Source organism: Aquabacterium sp. OR-4, from assembly GCF_025290835.2.
Classification (GTDB): domain Bacteria; phylum Pseudomonadota; class Gammaproteobacteria; order Burkholderiales; family Burkholderiaceae_C; genus Pseudaquabacterium.
The window spans coordinates 279,914-295,329 of record NZ_JAOCQD020000002.1 but is presented as its reverse complement, the minus strand read 5'-3'; the positions used below and the strand labels follow the sequence as shown (position 1 = coordinate 295,329).

Here is a 15,416-nt window from a genome sequence, read left to right as displayed (position 1 = left end):
TGATCCCGCGCCGTCTGGCGGGGCCCTGAAGTGCGGGGTTTGCGCACTATTGACCACGGAATCGTCACCGATCCGGGTTATCTTCTCCGGTATCAGAACGCTACCGTTCCCGTCAGTGGTGTGCCGCCGCTCGGGCTCGAACAGAACCGCCAGCGGTTCCGGGCGTTCGGCCGAGGTCCACGATGCAAAACGAACCCACTTCCCGACTGCCTGGCGAGGGGCAGTTTCCCGCCGCAGCCACCGAATCGCTCTCGGGGGATGCCCTGGCCCGCCGGCGCGCGCTGCTCAAGGGCCTGCGCCGCGGCGGTGTGGTGCTGGGCGCTGCGGTGCCGCTGCAGAGCTTTGCCGCGCCCAACCTGCTGCCCGACAACCGGGTGTGCTCGCTGTCGGGCGCGATGTCGGGTGTCAACTCGAACACCGGCACCGGCTCGACCTGCTCGGGTTTTGCGCCGGAGTACTACTACACCACGGCCGTGAAGATGTTCGTTCACCCGGTGGCCCGCAACTGGCCGACCAGCGCGCCCTCGTGGCCGACGGGCAAGGTCGCTGAAAGCGCCACCGATCCGCTGAGCATCCTGCGGTTCAAGGACTTGTTCGGCGTTGATCCGGTGGGCGCTGACGCCACGACCTCGGTGCTGGACCTGCTCTACGCGCTCAACAACGCGCCCAGCGTCGTGCGTGTGTGGATCACCGCGATGTTCAACGCCTTGACCGAGCAGGCGTCGCCTGGCGTGCTGAACTTTCCGTACACGCCGGCCGAAGTGCGCTCGCAGATCTCGGCCAGCAACGCGGCCGACTACGCCAACTTCTACTCCCAGTACCTGGTCAGCCGCGCGGCCTGAGCGGGCTGACGAAGCGCGCCTTGCCGATGCCTTTGCGCGCCGCCGTCCAGCGGCAGAAAGCCCGGGTCAATGGGCGTTGAGGCGCCCAATCCGGCCACGGTCTGGACAGCGCATGCCGAACTGCTGCACTGGCGCGAGGTGGACGGCGAATGGCTGGTGCATGACGCCGGCGCCAGCCAGGTGCACCTGCTGGATGCGCTGACCGCCGCGGTGCTGGATCAGCTGCAATCGGCGCCGAGCGACGCCGCCGGCCTGCAAGCCCTGTTGGGCCCGGCCATGCCCGAGATCGGGCCACTGGAGCTGGCCTCGGCCGTCGAGGCGGCGCTGGCCAAGCTGCGCGGCGTTGGCCTGATCGAGGCACCGGCGCCATGATGCTGCGTGACTTGGGGGCGGCCGAATGCGCCGGGCGGCTGCGCGATGGTCGCTTGCGGCTGCGCACCGGGCCCTTCGTGATGCAGCTGCAGTCACCGGTGGCCGAGGTGGCGGCAGGCGTGTCGCTGCTGTACGCCGACTACCCGGTGCCGGAGCCCGCCGAGTTTGCCGATTTCTCGCTGCAGGTGATGCGCAGCGGCGGGCTGCGGCGCTGGATCAAGCCGCAGGCGCGCTTTTTCTATGATGGCCAGCCGGTGTTCGAGCCGATGGCGCTCGATCACGCCTATCCGCTGCTCGAGTGGTCGATGAACTGGTGCGTGGCCAGCCAGGCCCACCAGTACCTGTTGCTGCACGCGGCGGTGATCGAGCGCAACGGCCTGGCGGTGATCCTGCCGGCGCCGCCGGGCTCGGGCAAGAGCACGCTGTGCGCAGGCCTGATCCATGCCGGCTGGCGCCTGGTGTCCGACGAGATGGCGCTGGTCGAGCGCGATGGTTCGGGGCGCATCTGGCCGCTGTGCCGCCCGGTGAGCCTGAAGAACCGCTCGATCGACGTGATGCGCGCCTGGGCGCCGCAGGCGGTGTTCAACCGGGTCACGGTCAACACCACCAAGGGCAACGTGACCCACATGCAGGCGCCGGCCGCGCATGTGGCGCGCATGCACGAGCCGGCCGTGGCGCGCTGGGTGGTGTTTCCCCGCTGGCAGCAGGGCTCGGCGCCGGTGCTGAGCCCGCGCTCGCGCGCCGCCAGCGTGATCGAGCTGGCGCGCAATGCCTTCAACTACGCCCAGCTGGGCGAGCAGGGCTTCCACCGCCTGGTGGACCTGGTGCGCGGCTGCGATTGCCACGACTTCCGCTATGCCAGCCTGGACGACGCGGTGAAGGTGTTCGACCGCCTGGCGGCCGAGGCCGCATGAGGCCGCGCCGATCACCGCACGGCGACATGCTGTCGCCCCTGTGGCGGCGCCAGGCCCTGCCGGCGCCGCTGGACGCCGACGACTGGGCCGACCTGCTCGGGCAGGCGCGCTCCAGCCTGCTGGGTGCGCGGCTGGCGCTGTGGCTGCAGGCCCATGGCGGGCTCGAGGCGGTGCCCGAACGGCCGCGCAGCTACCTGCGGCTGGCCCTCGACATCGCCCAGCGCCACCACGGCCTGGCCCGCCAGGAGATGCTGCGCATGCGTGCAGCCTTGCGGCGCATCGACGGGCCGGTGCTGGTGCTCAAGGGCGGTGCCTACCTGGCTACCGGCCTGCCGGCGGCAGCCGGGCGCACGCTGTCGGACATCGACCTGCTGGTGCCGCGCGACCAGCTCGACGAGGCCGAATCGGCGCTGCTGGCCGGCGGCTGGATCGCGCAGGAGCGCGACGCCTACAACCAGCGCTACTACCGGCAGTGGATGCACGAGATTCCGCCGCTCACCCATGTGCAGCGCGGCACGGTGATCGACCTGCACCACACCATCACCGCGCCGACCTCGAGCTTTGCAGTGGATGGTGCAGCGCTGATCGCCGCCTCGCGCGCGGTGGATGCCACCGATCCGCGTTGGCGCGTGCTGCAGCCGGTGGACATGGTGCTGCACAGCGCGGTGCACCTGTTCCAGGAAGGCGAGTTCGACCACGGCCTGCGCGACCTGCTTGACATGGACTGGCTGCTGCAGCACTTCGAGACCCGCGAGCCGGACTTCTGGCCGCAGCTGCTGGCGCGCGCCGCCGGGCTGCGCCTGCAGGTGCCGCTGCACCATGCCCTGCACCACATCGAGCGGCTGTTCGGCCCGCGCGTGCCGGCGGGTCAGCGCGCTGCCGTGGTGGCCCTGGCCCCGGCCTGGCCGCAGCGGACCCTGATGGCCTGCCTGCTCGAACGTGCGCTGCGGCCCATGCACCCCAGCGCCGCGCAGGGCGGCGACGGCCTGGCGCGCAGCCTGCTGTACCTGCGCTCGCACTGGCTGCGCATGCCGATGCACCTGCTGCTGCCGCACCTGCTGCGCAAGGCCTGGATGCGGCATTTTCCGGACGACGAGGGCGACCAGCCGGCGGTGCGCGGCTGAGGGGCGCGGCTGAACGTGGCGGCTACGGCGTGGGGCCCAGCGCCGCCAGCTCGGTCTCGGTGAAACCCGCGGCGCGCCGGGCGTCCAGGTTGAACGGCGGGCGCGGGCGCGGCGCATCGTGCTGCCGGGCCAGCGGGGCATAGGCGGTCTCGGCGTCGAGGCCGGCCCGCGTGCACAGCCAGCGATACCAGCGGTTGCCGATGGCCACATGGCCCACTTCGTCGGTGAGGATGCGGTCAAGGATGGCCACCGCCTGCAGATCACCGGCGCGGCGCAGCTTGGCCTGGATGGGCGGTGTGGCATCGAGCCCGCGCGCCTCCAGCGTGCGCGGCACCAGGGCCATGCGCGCCAGCACGTCGTGGCGGGTGCGCTCGGTCATGGTCCACAGGCCGTCGTGCGCATCGAAGTCGCCATAGGCATAGCCCATGGCGTCGAGGTGGCGCGCCAGCAGGCCGAAGTGGATGGCCTCTTCGGCCGCCACCTGCAGCCAGTCGCGGTAGAAGGCCTCGGGCAGGCCCTCGAAGCGCCACACGGCATCGAGCGCCAGGTTGATGGCGTTGAACTCGATGTGGGCGATGGCGTGCAGCAGCGCCGCACGGCCGTCGCGCGTGAAGGGCGATCGCCGCGCCAGCTGCACATGCGGCACCAGGGCCGGGCGGGCAGGGCGGCCGGGCAGGCCGGCGGGTTCAGGCAGCGCGGTGGCGGGGTCTATGCCCAGGCTGCGCTCGCGCAAGGCCTGCCACAGCGCCAGGGCTGCTGCGGCCTTGGCCGTGGGCTCGCTCAGCTGCAGGGCCGCCAGTGCGTGGGGTCGGATACAGGGCAGGGCAGAGGGCGCGGGCAGCATCCCTAGAATCATAGGCTTTGCCGCCGCGGCGCCCTGGGGGGGCGGGCGGCAGGCTTCTTCCGACACGACCTACAGGACCCGGCGATGGCCATCTACCAACTCGGCGAGCGCAGGCCCGAGATCCACCCCGACGCCTGGGTGGCCGACTCGGCCCAGGTGATCGGCCACGTCCATCTCGCCGAACATGCCAGCGTCTGGTACGGCGCGATCGTGCGTGCCGACAACGACCACATCCGCATCGGCCGCAACAGCAATGTGCAGGACGGCAGCGTGCTGCACATCGACACCGGCATGCCGCTGCAGATTGGCGACGACGTGACCATCGGCCACCAGGTGATGCTGCACGGCTGCAGCATCGGCGACGGCACGCTGGTGGGCATCCAGAGCGTGATCCTCAATGGCGCGCGCATCGGCCGCAACAGCATCGTGGGGGCCGGCGCGCTGGTCACCGAGGGCAAGGAGTTTCCCGACGGCGTGCTGATCGTCGGCAGCCCGGCCAAGGTGGTGCGAGAGCTCACGCCCGAGCAGGTGGCCCGCGTGCAGATGAGCGCGCGGCACTACGTGGCCCAGGCGCGGCTGCACCGCGAGCAATTGCTGCGCATCGACCGCTGAAGGCGACCCCCGCGATGGATCAACTGATCAAGTTCATGTTCGAGGGCCTGCCGGTGCGCGGCATGCTGGTGCGTCTGACAGGCAGCTGGCGCGAGGCCATGGCCCGACGCGCCAGCGCCAGCGATGGTGGCCATGCCTTCGCACCCGAGGTGCGCCAGATGCTCGGCGAGATGGCCGCCGCCGGCGTGCTGATGCAGAGCAACCTGAAGTTCAACGGCGCGCTGGTGCTGCAGGTGCAGGGCGACGGCCCGGTCAAGCTGGCGGTGGCCGAGACCCGCTCCGACCTGGGCTACCGCGTCACCGCCAAGGTGAACGGCGCGGTGCCGGCCGGTGCCGGGCTGGCCGCGCTGGTGAACGTGCAGGGCCAGGGGCGCTGCGCGATCACCCTCGACCCGCAGGACCGCCTGCCCGGCCAGCAGCCCTACCAGGGCGTGGTGCCGCTGCACGGCGACCAGCGCGAGCCCCTGCAAAAGCTCTCGGAGGTGCTCGAGCACTACATGCTGCAAAGCGAGCAGCTCGACACCCGCCTGGTGCTGGCCGCCAACGACGAGGTGGCCGCCGGCCTGCTGATCCAGCGCCTGCCGATCACCGGCGGCGTGATGTCGGCCAGCGGCGTGGCCTACAACCCCGACGAGGCGCACATCGGCGCCAACGAGGACTTCCAGCGCATCGCCATGCTGGCGGCCACGCTGACCTCGCAGGAGCTGTTGACGCTGGCGCCGCAGCAGGTGCTGCACTGCCTGTTCTGGGAGGAGACGCTGCGCGTGTTCGAGCCGCTGACGCCGCGTTTTGCGTGCACCTGCTCGCGCGAGCGCGTGGCCGGCATGCTCAACGGCCTGGGCGTGGACGAGGTGCGCAGCATCATCGCCGAGCGCGGCGAGGTGGAAGTGGGTTGCGACTTCTGCGGCGTGCAGTACCGCTTTGACGCGGTGGACGTGGGCGAGCTGTTCACGCCCGGGCGCGAGTCACCGCCGTCGTCGTCGAGCGTGCAGTAGTCGTCTGGTAGTGGCCTGCTCGTGACCTGGCGCCGCGTGCCTGCGGCGCCCGTTGCGGCTGCCGCTAGCGCACCGTGTGCGGAGTCTCAGGCGCTGAGGCTGCCGCCACGCAGCAGGGATTCGGCGCGGCCGCTGGCGCCGTAGACCGAGGCCTGGCCGGCCGGTGCCGGCATCAGCACATCGATGGCGCGGTCGAGCGCGGCGGTGGCGCGGGCCAGGGCCTCGCGCTGGCGCGCCACCTGGGCCCCGGCCGTGGCCAGGCGCAGGCGCATCGGGTCGGGCACGCCACCGTGGCGCGCCGCATGCATGAAGGCTTCGACCGCACGCGCCAGATCGCGGTGCAGTTCGGTGGCGTGCAGCTCGATCGACGGCGCATTGCGGTCGCGCAGCGCATCGGTGAGCGCACCCAGGCGCTGCTCGACCGCGGTCACCAGCAGGTCGAGGTCGGCGCGCTGCCCCGTCTCGGCTTGCAGGGCGGCCAATTCAGCGGGCGAGTGCAGCATGCCAGTGGGCGGCGGCCGGCGGCCACCGCGTGTGGATGTGGGAGGCGGTCAGGACTTGCCGACGCTGCTCAGCAGCTCGCGGGCATTGCTGATCAGCTTGTCGGCAATCGCGTCGGCGTTCACCTCGAACTTGCCGTCGCGAATGGCGTCCGAGATGCGCTTGACCTTCTCGGCATCGAACACGCCTTCGCTGCCGCTGGCCGAGAGCTGACTGACCGTGGTCGAGAGTTCGACCTTGGCACTGGGTTCGGCACTGCTGCCCGCGCTGCCGGTGCCAGTGGCACGTCGTTCGCTGACTGCAGGCGTGACGCCCTTGGTATCGAGTTGGCCGATCTTCATGGTGGACTCCATTTGGGAGGTACAAGCCGCCCGCCCTTGAAATATGTTCGGGGTATCGACCGGCTGTCACCGGACTTTAGGGCTTTCGGTCCGAAATCTGGAATCACCCCGCAATTCAGGGGTTCCAGGGCACCGTCGGACACGGTTTTGGGTAACAAGAGGTGTCTCACATCGGCAACTCGATACGGCGGTCGGCCGTGGCCACGCCCGAGACGATGCGGCCACCGTCCATGCGGGCACGCACGGTCTGGCCATCGTGGCCCGGGCCCAGGGCCTGGGCGTCGGCGGCGATCTGGAAGCCGGCGCCCATGGCCACCACGCGCACCTGGTCACCGGCGGCAAACCACAGGCGGGGTTTCAGATCGGCCTGGCGCAGGGCATCGCCTGCGGCCAGGTTGCGCGCCAGCGTGCGGCCCACGGCCAGCGTGGGCTGGCCGATGGCCGGGTCGCTGCTGGCCGCGAGATCGACTTCGGCCACGCTGAGGTGCTGGCGCTGCAGCACGGTGCCGGCTGGCACCGCGGTGGCGGCCACCAGCGAGCGGGCAAAGACCTTTACCGTGACCGGCAGCGACACATTCCAGAGCTTGCTGCCTTCCATGCAGCGCAGGCCGATGCGCGTGGCACCCAGCGCGCGGCTGCCCGGCGGCAGGTAGGGCAGCACCTTGCGGCAGGGCGCCAGCTTCAGGCGCGGATCGAGGCGGCCGACGCTGACTTCCACGCGCGGCGCCGGGCCGTTGTCGGTGTGGCCGTCGAGCGCGGTCTGCGCGGTCTGGCGCATCCATTGCGCCAGCTCGTCGCCCGCCAGCGGCATGGCGGCGGTCTCGCGCGACGGGGCCGATACCGCCGGCAGGCCGGCGCCGGCCTCGCTGGCGGTGGTGGTGGTGGTGGCAGTAGCCGTGGCCGTGGCCGTGGCCGTCGCGGCAGACACCAGGCCGGGGGCGCACAGCAGCGCCGCCAGCCAGGCCGGCACGGCCGCGGCACCGACCCATGGGCGGGCGGCATGCCATGAGGGTGACGCGGGCCGTGGCCACGATGCAGCGGCGGCGCCCCGTGCACGCGGCAGGCGCGGCAGGCAGGCGGGGCGGGGCATGGGCAGGGTGTTCGTCACGCTGCGCATGGTGCCTGCCGGCGCGGCCGGCTTAGGGCAGAAATGTCGCCGGATCGGCCGGCTTATCGCGCTCATGTTCCGGCGCAGCGCTGCCCACAATGGCCTGGCATCGAGGACCCTGGCCGCCATGCCGGCCGTGGAGCCTGTTGCCAAGGCCGCATGCCCATCACCCGCGAAAGACGCTCATGCAACGACTGACCCAGACGCTGGACTTCCAGGCCAATGCCCTGGTGCTGCGCGCTGAGCGTCAGCGCCTGATCGCCAGCAACATCGCCAATGCCGACACGCCGGGCTACCAGGCCCGCGAGCTCGACTTTGCCCAGGCCCTGCGCGAGGCCAACGGCGGCGCCACGGCCAGCAGCACCATGGCCGCCACCCACGCACGGCACTTCGAGATGGTGCCCAGCGCCGATGGCGAGCCGCCCCACCTGCTGTATGCCCGCTACGCCCAGGACTCGGTCGACCGCAACACGGTCGACCTGGACCGCGAGCGCGCCACCTTTGCCGACAACAGCGTGCGCTACGAGGCCACGCTGCGTTTCATCAATGGCAGCGTGCGCACGCTCAGCGATGCCATGAAGAGCCCCAGCCAGGGCTGATGTCGATGCCGATGCCGATCCCCAGCGCTGAGCCAGCCGGAGCAATGCGATGAGCATGTTCAAGATCTTCGACGTGTCGGGCAGTGCGGTCAGTGCGCAGACCCAGCGCCTGAACGTGGTGGCCAGCAACCTGGCCAATGCCGACACCGTGGCCGGCCCCGACGGCCAGGCCTACAAGGCGCGCCAGGTGGTGTTCCAGACCGCGCTGATGGGCGAGGTCACCTCGGCCGGCGTGCGCGTGAGCGACGTGGTCGAGTCGGACACGCCGGGGCGCAAGGTGCACGACCCCAAGCACCCCGGCGCCGACGCACAGGGCTATGTGACCTACAGCAATGTGAGTCCGGTGGAGGAGATGGTGAACATGATCTCCGCCTCGCGTTCGTACCAGAACAACGTCGAGGTCATGAACACCGCCAAGAGCCTGCTGATGAAGACCCTGCAGATGGGCCAGGGCTGATGCCCGGCCCGCGACCTGATTTTCGGAGCCCGCGATGACCACCACCACCTCCAGCACCAGCCTGAGCACCGACTTCTCGTCGTTCAACACCGGCAGCACGGTGGCTGCCAAGGCGCTCACTGCGCAGGAGCAGCAGGACCGCTTCCTGAAGCTGCTGACCACCCAGCTCACCAACCAGGACCCGCTGGACCCGATGGACAACGCGCAGATGACCTCGCAGATGGCGCAGATCAGCACCGTCAGCGGCATCGAGTCGATGAACGCGTCGATCAGCAAGCTGGCCAGCCAGTTCGTCAGCATGCAGGCGCTGCAGGGCGCCTCGCTGGTGGGCCACGACGTGATGGTGGAGGGCGACCGCCTGGCCATGGACGGCAACCAGGCCAGCGGCCTGTTCGAGCTGAGCGCCTCGGCCGACAGCGTGAAGGTCGAGGTGCTCAACAGCGCCGGCACGGTGGTCAAGTCGGTGAGCCTGGGCGCCCAGGCCAGCGGCCAGCAGGACTTCTCGTTCCAGGCCAGCGACCTCGAAACCGATGGCAGCTACCGGTTCCGCATCACCGCCAGCACCGCCGGCACCAGCGTCAGCGCCACGCCGCTGATGCTGGACAAGGTCAACGCGGTCAGCACCAGCGGCGGCACGCTGAACCTGTCGCTCGAGTACGGCGGCACGGTGAGCTACGACGCGGTCAAGTCCGTGCACTGATCCCCCTGATTTTTCTCCGGCAGTCCGCACCGGCATGCTCGAGGCAGGCCGGTGACCCCAGGTCACTGCAGTACCCCTCGGTGGCTCCGATGCCGCCGCTTCCGTTTGCACCAGGAGTGTTTCCATGAGTTTCCAGCAAGGCGTCACGGGCTTGTCGGCCGCCAGTCGCAACCTCGAGGTGATCGGCAACAACGTGGCCAACTCCAGCACCGTGGGCGCCAAGGCCTCGCGCACCGAGTTTGCCGATGTGTACGCGCGTGCCGCGGGTGCCGGCACCTCCACCGGCCTGGGCGTGGCGGTGGCCACCGTGGCGCAGCAGTTCTCGCAGGGCAGCATCACCGCCACCGACAACCCGCTGGACGTGGCGATCAACGGCGCCGGCTTCTTCCAGCTGCAGGACGCGACCGGCACCATGGTCTATTCGCGCAACGGCCAGTTCAAGGTCGACCGCGACGGCTTCGTCACCAACAACGGCGGCATGAAGCTGATGGCCATTCCGGTCACTTACCAGGAAGGCCAGATCCCCGGCAAGTCGCAGCCGCTGCAGCTGCCCACCTCGGGCATCGAGCCCAAGCAGACCTCGCGCATGAACATGGAGGTCAACCTCGATTCGCGCCAGTCCGCCAAGCTAGACGACACCGGCAACCTGGTGCCGATCGACTTCTCGGACGCCACCACCTACAACAACTCGACCTCGATCAGCATCTACGACGCCAAGGGCCAGCAGGTGTCGATCACCTACTTCTTCCAGAAGACGGCCACCGACGCCTGGAACATCTACGCCACGGCCAATGGCGAGCCGGTGCTGGGCTCGATGGAGTCGCCCGAGCCGATCAGCGTGGCCACCTTCCCGCCCGACGGCTCGCCGCCGATCACGCCGGCCGAGCCGCTGGTGGTGGCCATTCCGGCCACCGGGCAGGGCACCTCGGCCGAGACGGTGGCCTTCGAGGAGGTGATCATCGACTTCACCAGCCTGACCCAGTTCGGCTCGACCTTCGGCCCGACCGACGTGTCGCAGGACGGGTTCCCGCCCGGCCGCCTGACCTCGATCTCGGTCGAGGACGACGGCACGGTGATCGGCAGCTACTCGAGCGGCCAGTCGGCGCCGCTGGCGCGGGTGGAGCTGGCCAACTTCCGCAACTCGCAGGGCCTGCAGCCGCTGGGCGGCAATGTCTGGGCGCGCACCTTCGAGTCGGGCGATCCGGTGGTGGGCACGCCCGGTGGCGGCAACCTGGGCCTGCTGCAGTCGCGTGCGGTCGAGGACAGCAATGTCGACCTGACCCAGGAGCTGGTCAACATGATGGTCGCGCAGCGCATCTACCAGGCCAACGCGCAGACCATCAAGACGCAGGACTCGGTGCTGCAGACGCTGGTGAGCCTGCGTTGACCGGTCTGGCGCCGCCGACCTTCTGGCATTGAGGAGCTGAGCGATGGACCGCGTGATCTACCTGACGATGACCGGCGCCAAGGCCGCGCTGCAGCGCCAGGAAGTGGTGTCGAACAACCTCGCCAATGCCTCGACCACCGGCTTTCGCGCCGAGCTCACCGCGTTTCGCGCGGTGCCGGTGCGCGGCGATGGCGCCAGCACCCGGGTCTATGCGCTCGAGACGACGCCCGGCTACAACGACGAGGCCGGCCCGATCACCGCCACCGGCCGCAACCTCGATGTGGCCATGCGCGGCAACGCCTGGCTGGCGGTGCAGGGCCTCGACGGCACCGAGGCCTACACCCGCTTCGGCGCGCTCGATGTCAGCCCCGACGGCACCCTGGTCACCCGCACCGGCCTCACCGTGCTGGGCGACGGCGGGCCGATCACCGTGCCGGCCAACGCCTCGGTGCAGATCGGCGAGGACGGCACCATCACCGCCCGCGTGGGCAGTGCCGCGCCGCAGGGCGTGGGCCGGCTCAAGCTGGTGACGCCGGAGCAGGCGCTGATCCGCGGCGAGGACGGCCTGTTTCGCGCCGAAGACGGTGCCGACCTGCCGGCCGACGCCACGGCGCGCCTGCAGGACAGCGCGCTGGAAGGCAGCAACGTGAGCCCGGTCGAATCGATGGTGGCCATGATCTCGGCGGCGCGCCAGTTCGAGCAGCAGATGAAGATGCTGCAGACCGCGCAGGACCGCGAGCAGTCGGCCACGCGCCTGCTGTCGAGCAGCAGCTGAGCGCGGCGCCGGCTGCGGCCGGCCGCACGGGGTCTGGATATGCGCCGCTCTCGCGGCGCTTTTCGCTTCTTGGATGGCCTCAAGTCGGGGCGATCATCGCTGCGTGCCTCATTTTCTTCACACGGAGCGCGGCCCATGATCCGATCACTGTGGATTGCCAAGACCGGCATGGAAGCGCAGCAGACGCAGCTCGACGCCGTTGCCCACAACCTCGCCAACAGCGCCACCAACGGCTACAAGCGCGGCCATGCGGTGTTCGAGGATCTGATGTATCAGAACCTGCGCCAGGCCGGCGCCAACAGCACCGAGCAGACCACGCTGCCCACCGGCCTGCAGATGGGCCTGGGCGTGCGCACCGTGGGCATGGCGCGCAACTTCTCGCAGGGCAGCCTGCAGCAGACCGGCAACACCTACGATGTGGCCATCAACGGCCTGGGCTTCTTTCCGATCCAGATGCCCGACGGCAGCACCGGCTACACCCGCGACGGCGCCTTCCAGCTCAATTCGCAGGGCCAGATGGTGACCAACGCCGGCTACCTGCTGCAGCCCACCATCACCGTGCCGCAGGGCGCGCAGACGGTGACCATCGGCAGCGACGGCGTGGTCACCGCCTCGCTGCAGGGCCAGGCCGCACCGCAGCAGCTGGGCCAGCTGCAGCTGTCGAACTTCATCAATCCGGCCGGCCTGGAGCCGCGCGGCGAGAACATCTACGCCGAGACCGCCGCCTCGGGCGCGCCGCAGGTGGCCAACCCCAATGCCAACGGCATGGGCGTGCTCAAGCAGCAGTACCTCGAGAACAGCAACGTCAACATGGTCGAAGAGCTGGTCACCATGATTCAGACCCAGCGCGCCTACGAGGTCAACTCCAAGGCCGTGCAGACCTCCGACCAGATGCTGCAGCGTCTGGGTCAGCTGTGAGCGCGCGCCTGGCCCAGCCGGCCCGGCTGGCGCTGCGGCGCCTGGCCCTGGCCGTGGCCGGCCTGGCCGCTGCGCTGCCGCTGGCCGGCTGCCTGTCGCTGGCGCGCGTGCCCGAGGTCGATCTGGTGCTGCCCACCGCGGCCCTGCCGCTGCCGCCATCGGCGCTGCACCCGGCGTCGCTGCAGCAGGCGGCGCTGGCCCAGGCCCAGGTGCAGGCCCCCAGCGGCGCGATCTTTCGTGCCGACAGCTACCGCCCGCTGTTCGAGAACCACCGTGCCCGCATGGTGGGCGACACCATCACCGTGCAGATCTCCGAGAAGGTCAGCGCCACGCAAAGCTCGACCAGCAATGTCGACCGCAAGGGCTCGGTCTCGGCCAGCATCAGCGCGCTGCCGCTGCTCAAGAGCAGCTCGCTGACCCGCGCCTCGGCCACCGGCTCCGACAGCAACACCTACGAGGGCAAGGGCACCACGGTCAGCAGCAACGACTTCTCGGGCACCATCACCGCCACCGTGGTGCAGGTGCTGCCCAACGGCCACCTGGTGATCTCGGCCGAGAAGCAGGTGGGCGTGAACGCCAATGTCGACGTGCTGCGCTTCTCGGGCCAGGTCGACCCGCGGGCCATCGCCCCGGGCAACAGTGTGCAGAGCACGCAGATCGCCAATGTGCGCGTCGAGCAGCGTGGCCGCGGCCAGCAGGCCGAGGCGCAGAGCATGGGCTGGCTGGCCCGCTTCTTCCTGAACGTGCTGCCGATATGAGCCGCGAACGCTTCTCCGGCGAGCGCCTGCTGCGCGCCGTGGTGCTGCTGGCCCTGCTGGTGGCCAGTGCCGCCGTGTGGTGGCCGGCACACGCCGCGCGCATCAAGGAGCTGGCCAGCGTGCAGGGCGTGCGGCCCAACCAGCTCACCGGCTTCGGCCTGGTGTTCGGCCTGGACGGCACGGGCGATCAAAGCACCCAGGCACCGTTCACGCCGCAGGCGCTGGCGGCCTATCTGCAGCAGCATGGCATTGCCTTGCCGCCCGGCGTGCAGATGCAGCCCAAGAACCTGGCGGCGGTGGTGGTCACTGCCGACCTGCCGGCCTTTGCCCAGCCCGGCCAGCGCATCGACGTGACCGTGGCCTCGGCCGGCAATGCCAAGAGCCTGCGCGGCGGCACACTGCTGGCCACCGCGCTGCGCGGCGCCGATGGCCAGATCTACGCCATTGCCCAGGGCAACATGATCGTCGGCGGTGCCGGCGCCTCGGCCGGCGGCGCCAAGGTGCAGATCAACCACCTGGCCGCCGGCCGGGTGCCCGAGGGCGGCACGGTGGAGCGCGCCGTGCCCACCCAGCTGTCGCGCGCCGGCGTGATGCAGCTCGATGTCTCGGCCAACGACTTTGCCACCGCCCGCGCGGTGGCCCAGGCCATCAACCAGGCCAAGGGCGCAGGCACCGCGCAGGCGGTGGACGGCCGCGTGGTGCGGGTGCGCATGGCCGACAACATGCCCGATCCGGTGGGCTTCGTGGCCGACATCGAGAACCTCGAGGTCACGCTGGCCAAGCCGGCGGCGCGGGTGGTGCTGAACGCGCGCACCGGCTCGGTGGTGCTCAACGAGGCGGTCACGCTGGGCACCTGCGCGGTGGCCCATGGCGCGCTGACGGTCACCGTCAATGCCACGCCGCAGGTCAGCCAGCCGGCACCGTTCTCGCAGGGCCAGACCACCAAGACCGAGAAGGTCGACATCGCCATCACCCAGCAGGGCGGGGCGCTGATGCAGCTGCCGCCGGGCGCCAAGCTGGCCGACGTGGTGCGCGCGCTCAATGCGCTGGGCGCCACGCCGCAAGACCTGCTGGCCATCCTGCAGGCCATGAAGAGTGCCGGCGCGCTGAACGCCGAGATCGAGGTGATCTGAGCATGGCCACCGCCGCCTCCCTGACCAGCCAGGCCGCCGGCAGCAGCCCGGCCGCTGCGGCGTCAACGCGCGGCAACCGCCTGGCCAGCGACTCACGCAACCTCGACGGCCTGCGCAACGCCGCCGCCAAGGACCCCAAGACCGCGGCGCGCGAGGCGGCCACGCAGTTCGAGGCGCTGTTCATGCAGCAGGTGCTCAAGAGCATGCGCGCGGCCAGCCAGTCCAGCGGCATGCTCGACAACGAGGCCAGCAAGCTGGGCACCGAGATGCTCGACGCCCAGCTGGCCACCGGCAGCGCCGGCCGCCCGGGCGGCCTGGCCGACCTGATTGCGCGCCAGCTCGAGCGGCAGATGGGCGTGACGCCCAGCAGCACGCCGGCCAACAGCCAGCTGTCGTCGCTGCGCGCCCATCCGGCCGGCGGCAGCACCGCGGCCACCGGCAGCACCGCAGCCGCCGCGGCGGCCAACGGCACGGCGGTGGCTGGCGCGCCAGGCGTGCCCAGCAAGGCGGTGCTGGGCTTCGTGCAGCAGCATGGCGCGGCCGCACGCAGCGCCGAGGCGGCCAGCGGCATCCCGGCCAGCTTCATGATCGCCCAGGCCGCGCACGAGACCGGCTGGGGAGCCAAGGAAATCATCGGCCGCGACGGCACGGCGTCGAACAACCTGTTCGGCATCAAGGCCGGCGCCAGCTGGAAGGGCCCGACCGTGGATGTGACCACCACCGAATACGTCAACGGCCAGGCGCAGAAGGTGGTGCAGAAGTTTCGCGCCTATGCCAGCCACGCCGAATCCTTTGCCGACTATGCGCGCCTGATCGGCGACAGCCCGCGCTACGCCGCGGTGCGCGCCGCCGGTGGCGACGCCAGCGCCTTTGCTCAGGGCCTGCAGAACGCCGGCTACGCCACCGACCCGGCCTACGCCAGCAAGCTGGCGCGGGTGATCCAGACCACGCAGCGCGCCCAGCGCGCGGCCGGGTGAGCGCGATGGCCCGATCTGACATGCGCGCCGCGCCAGGCAGGCGTCTGGGCCTCGGGCCA

General features: G+C 70.5%; 19 protein-coding genes. 15 read left to right on the top strand and 4 right to left on the bottom strand.

The features are described 5' to 3' along the window. Positions 1-182 precede the first annotated feature (182 nt). The 4 genes from N4G63_RS13500 to N4G63_RS13485 all read left to right on the top strand — a co-directional run bounded on the left by N4G63_RS13500 (position 183) and on the right by N4G63_RS13485 (position 3,252). Positions 183-842 (top strand): hypothetical protein, encoded by a 660-nt coding sequence (locus N4G63_RS13500; RefSeq protein WP_260785991.1) that lies wholly within the window; start codon positions 183-185, stop codon positions 840-842. 69 nt (positions 843-911) lie between these two features. Then, a complete protein-coding gene (locus tag N4G63_RS13495; protein ID WP_260785990.1) occupies positions 912-1,214 on the top strand; it encodes a hypothetical protein in 303 nt (100 codons plus the stop codon). Next, entirely contained in the window at positions 1,211-2,128 is a 918-nt protein-coding gene (locus tag N4G63_RS13490; protein WP_260785989.1) for an HprK-related kinase A, read from the top strand. The genes N4G63_RS13495 and N4G63_RS13490 overlap by 4 nt, the downstream gene beginning before the upstream one ends. A gap of 26 nt (positions 2,129-2,154) precedes the next feature. Beyond that, positions 2,155-3,252, top strand: coding sequence for a nucleotidyltransferase domain-containing protein (locus tag N4G63_RS13485; RefSeq protein WP_260785988.1), 1,098 nt, complete (start codon positions 2,155-2,157; stop codon positions 3,250-3,252). Between the two features lie 22 nt (positions 3,253-3,274). Here N4G63_RS13485 and N4G63_RS13480 read toward each other — a convergent pair whose 3' ends face one another. Then, positions 3,275-4,096, bottom strand: coding sequence for a ferritin-like domain-containing protein (locus tag N4G63_RS13480; RefSeq protein ID WP_314599805.1), 822 nt, complete (start codon positions 4,094-4,096; stop codon positions 3,275-3,277). A gap of 84 nt (positions 4,097-4,180) precedes the next feature. Between N4G63_RS13480 and N4G63_RS13475 the strand changes: the two genes are divergently transcribed. Both N4G63_RS13475 and hslO read left to right on the top strand, forming a co-directional pair. Continuing rightward, complete coding sequence (locus tag N4G63_RS13475; RefSeq protein WP_260785986.1) at positions 4,181-4,708, top strand: gamma carbonic anhydrase family protein; 528 nt, start codon at positions 4,181-4,183, stop codon at positions 4,706-4,708. 14 nt (positions 4,709-4,722) lie between these two features. Then, the gene (gene hslO, locus N4G63_RS13470) at positions 4,723-5,703 is read left to right on the top strand and encodes an Hsp33 family molecular chaperone HslO (RefSeq protein ID WP_260785985.1); all 981 of its coding nucleotides are present in this window, start codon (positions 4,723-4,725) and stop codon (positions 5,701-5,703) included. 86 nt (positions 5,704-5,789) lie between these two features. Here hslO and N4G63_RS13465 read toward each other — a convergent pair whose 3' ends face one another. The 3 genes from N4G63_RS13465 to flgA form a co-directional block, all read right to left on the bottom strand. Next, on the bottom strand, positions 5,790-6,185 hold the full coding sequence (locus N4G63_RS13465) for a hypothetical protein (RefSeq protein WP_260785984.1): 396 nt from the start codon (positions 6,183-6,185) through the stop codon (positions 5,790-5,792). A 69-nt stretch (positions 6,186-6,254) separates the two neighbouring features. Beyond that, a complete protein-coding gene (gene flgM, locus N4G63_RS13460; protein ID WP_260785983.1) occupies positions 6,255-6,545 on the bottom strand; it encodes a flagellar biosynthesis anti-sigma factor FlgM in 291 nt (96 codons plus the stop codon). 166 nt (positions 6,546-6,711) lie between these two features. Further along, on the bottom strand, positions 6,712-7,515 hold the full coding sequence (gene flgA, locus N4G63_RS13455) for a flagellar basal body P-ring formation chaperone FlgA (protein ID WP_260785982.1): 804 nt from the start codon (positions 7,513-7,515) through the stop codon (positions 6,712-6,714). A 323-nt stretch (positions 7,516-7,838) separates the two neighbouring features. On the opposite strand from flgA, the gene flgB reads away from it, so the two are divergent. The 9 genes from flgB to flgJ all read left to right on the top strand — a co-directional run bounded on the left by flgB (position 7,839) and on the right by flgJ (position 15,357). Further along, positions 7,839-8,252 (top strand): flagellar basal body rod protein FlgB, encoded by a 414-nt coding sequence (gene flgB / locus N4G63_RS13450; protein WP_260785981.1) that lies wholly within the window; start codon positions 7,839-7,841, stop codon positions 8,250-8,252. A gap of 49 nt (positions 8,253-8,301) precedes the next feature. Further along, positions 8,302-8,709, top strand: a complete 408-nt coding sequence (flgC, locus tag N4G63_RS13445) for a flagellar basal body rod protein FlgC (protein ID WP_260785980.1) — start codon at positions 8,302-8,304, stop codon at positions 8,707-8,709. Positions 8,710-8,743: 34 nt separating this feature from the next. Next, positions 8,744-9,409 carry a flagellar hook assembly protein FlgD gene (locus N4G63_RS13440; protein WP_314599804.1) on the top strand — a complete coding sequence of 222 codons (666 nt, stop codon included), beginning with the start codon at positions 8,744-8,746 and terminating at the stop codon, positions 9,407-9,409. Positions 9,410-9,533: 124 nt separating this feature from the next. Beyond that, positions 9,534-10,796 carry a flagellar hook protein FlgE gene (gene flgE, locus N4G63_RS13435; RefSeq protein ID WP_260785979.1) on the top strand — a complete coding sequence of 421 codons (1,263 nt, stop codon included), beginning with the start codon at positions 9,534-9,536 and terminating at the stop codon, positions 10,794-10,796. A 43-nt stretch (positions 10,797-10,839) separates the two neighbouring features. Next, positions 10,840-11,571, top strand: a complete 732-nt coding sequence (gene flgF / locus N4G63_RS13430) for a flagellar basal-body rod protein FlgF (RefSeq protein WP_260785978.1) — start codon at positions 10,840-10,842, stop codon at positions 11,569-11,571. 135 nt (positions 11,572-11,706) lie between these two features. Next, positions 11,707-12,489 carry a flagellar basal-body rod protein FlgG gene (gene flgG, locus N4G63_RS13425; RefSeq protein ID WP_260785977.1) on the top strand — a complete coding sequence of 261 codons (783 nt, stop codon included), beginning with the start codon at positions 11,707-11,709 and terminating at the stop codon, positions 12,487-12,489. A gap of 41 nt (positions 12,490-12,530) precedes the next feature. Continuing rightward, positions 12,531-13,247: a flagellar basal body L-ring protein FlgH gene (locus N4G63_RS13420; protein ID WP_260786696.1), complete on the top strand. Its 717-nt coding sequence runs from the start codon at positions 12,531-12,533 to the stop codon at positions 13,245-13,247. Beyond that, positions 13,244-14,380 (top strand): flagellar basal body P-ring protein FlgI, encoded by a 1,137-nt coding sequence (locus N4G63_RS13415; protein WP_314599803.1) that lies wholly within the window; start codon positions 13,244-13,246, stop codon positions 14,378-14,380. The genes N4G63_RS13420 and N4G63_RS13415 overlap by 4 nt, the downstream gene beginning before the upstream one ends. 2 nt (positions 14,381-14,382) lie before the next feature. Next, complete coding sequence (gene flgJ, locus N4G63_RS13410; protein WP_260785976.1) at positions 14,383-15,357, top strand: flagellar assembly peptidoglycan hydrolase FlgJ; 975 nt, start codon at positions 14,383-14,385, stop codon at positions 15,355-15,357. The last annotated feature ends 59 nt before the right edge of the window (positions 15,358-15,416 follow it).

Excerpts from the sequence above, each read along its gene's own strand:
- N4G63_RS13500 (WP_260785991.1), top strand. The coding sequence starts at position 183 with ATGCAAAACGAACCCACTTCCCGACTGCCTGGCGAGGGGCAGTTTCCC.
- N4G63_RS13495 (WP_260785990.1), top strand. The coding sequence starts at position 912 with ATGGGCGTTGAGGCGCCCAATCCGGCCACGGTCTGGACAGCGCATGCC.
- N4G63_RS13490 (WP_260785989.1), top strand. The coding sequence starts at position 1,211 with ATGATGCTGCGTGACTTGGGGGCGGCCGAATGCGCCGGGCGGCTGCGC.
- N4G63_RS13485 (WP_260785988.1), top strand. The coding sequence starts at position 2,155 with ATGCTGTCGCCCCTGTGGCGGCGCCAGGCCCTGCCGGCGCCGCTGGAC.
- N4G63_RS13480 (WP_314599805.1), bottom strand. The coding sequence starts at position 4,096 with ATGCTGCCCGCGCCCTCTGCCCTGCCCTGTATCCGACCCCACGCACTG.
- N4G63_RS13475 (WP_260785986.1), top strand. The coding sequence starts at position 4,181 with ATGGCCATCTACCAACTCGGCGAGCGCAGGCCCGAGATCCACCCCGAC.
- hslO (WP_260785985.1), top strand. The coding sequence starts at position 4,723 with ATGGATCAACTGATCAAGTTCATGTTCGAGGGCCTGCCGGTGCGCGGC.
- flgM (WP_260785983.1), bottom strand. The coding sequence starts at position 6,545 with ATGAAGATCGGCCAACTCGATACCAAGGGCGTCACGCCTGCAGTCAGC.
- flgB (WP_260785981.1), top strand. The coding sequence starts at position 7,839 with ATGCAACGACTGACCCAGACGCTGGACTTCCAGGCCAATGCCCTGGTG.
- flgC (WP_260785980.1), top strand. The coding sequence starts at position 8,302 with ATGAGCATGTTCAAGATCTTCGACGTGTCGGGCAGTGCGGTCAGTGCG.
- N4G63_RS13440 (WP_314599804.1), top strand. The coding sequence starts at position 8,744 with ATGACCACCACCACCTCCAGCACCAGCCTGAGCACCGACTTCTCGTCG.
- flgE (WP_260785979.1), top strand. The coding sequence starts at position 9,534 with ATGAGTTTCCAGCAAGGCGTCACGGGCTTGTCGGCCGCCAGTCGCAAC.
- flgF (WP_260785978.1), top strand. The coding sequence starts at position 10,840 with ATGGACCGCGTGATCTACCTGACGATGACCGGCGCCAAGGCCGCGCTG.
- flgG (WP_260785977.1), top strand. The coding sequence starts at position 11,707 with ATGATCCGATCACTGTGGATTGCCAAGACCGGCATGGAAGCGCAGCAG.
- N4G63_RS13415 (WP_314599803.1), top strand. The coding sequence starts at position 13,244 with ATGAGCCGCGAACGCTTCTCCGGCGAGCGCCTGCTGCGCGCCGTGGTG.
- flgJ (WP_260785976.1), top strand. The coding sequence starts at position 14,383 with ATGGCCACCGCCGCCTCCCTGACCAGCCAGGCCGCCGGCAGCAGCCCG.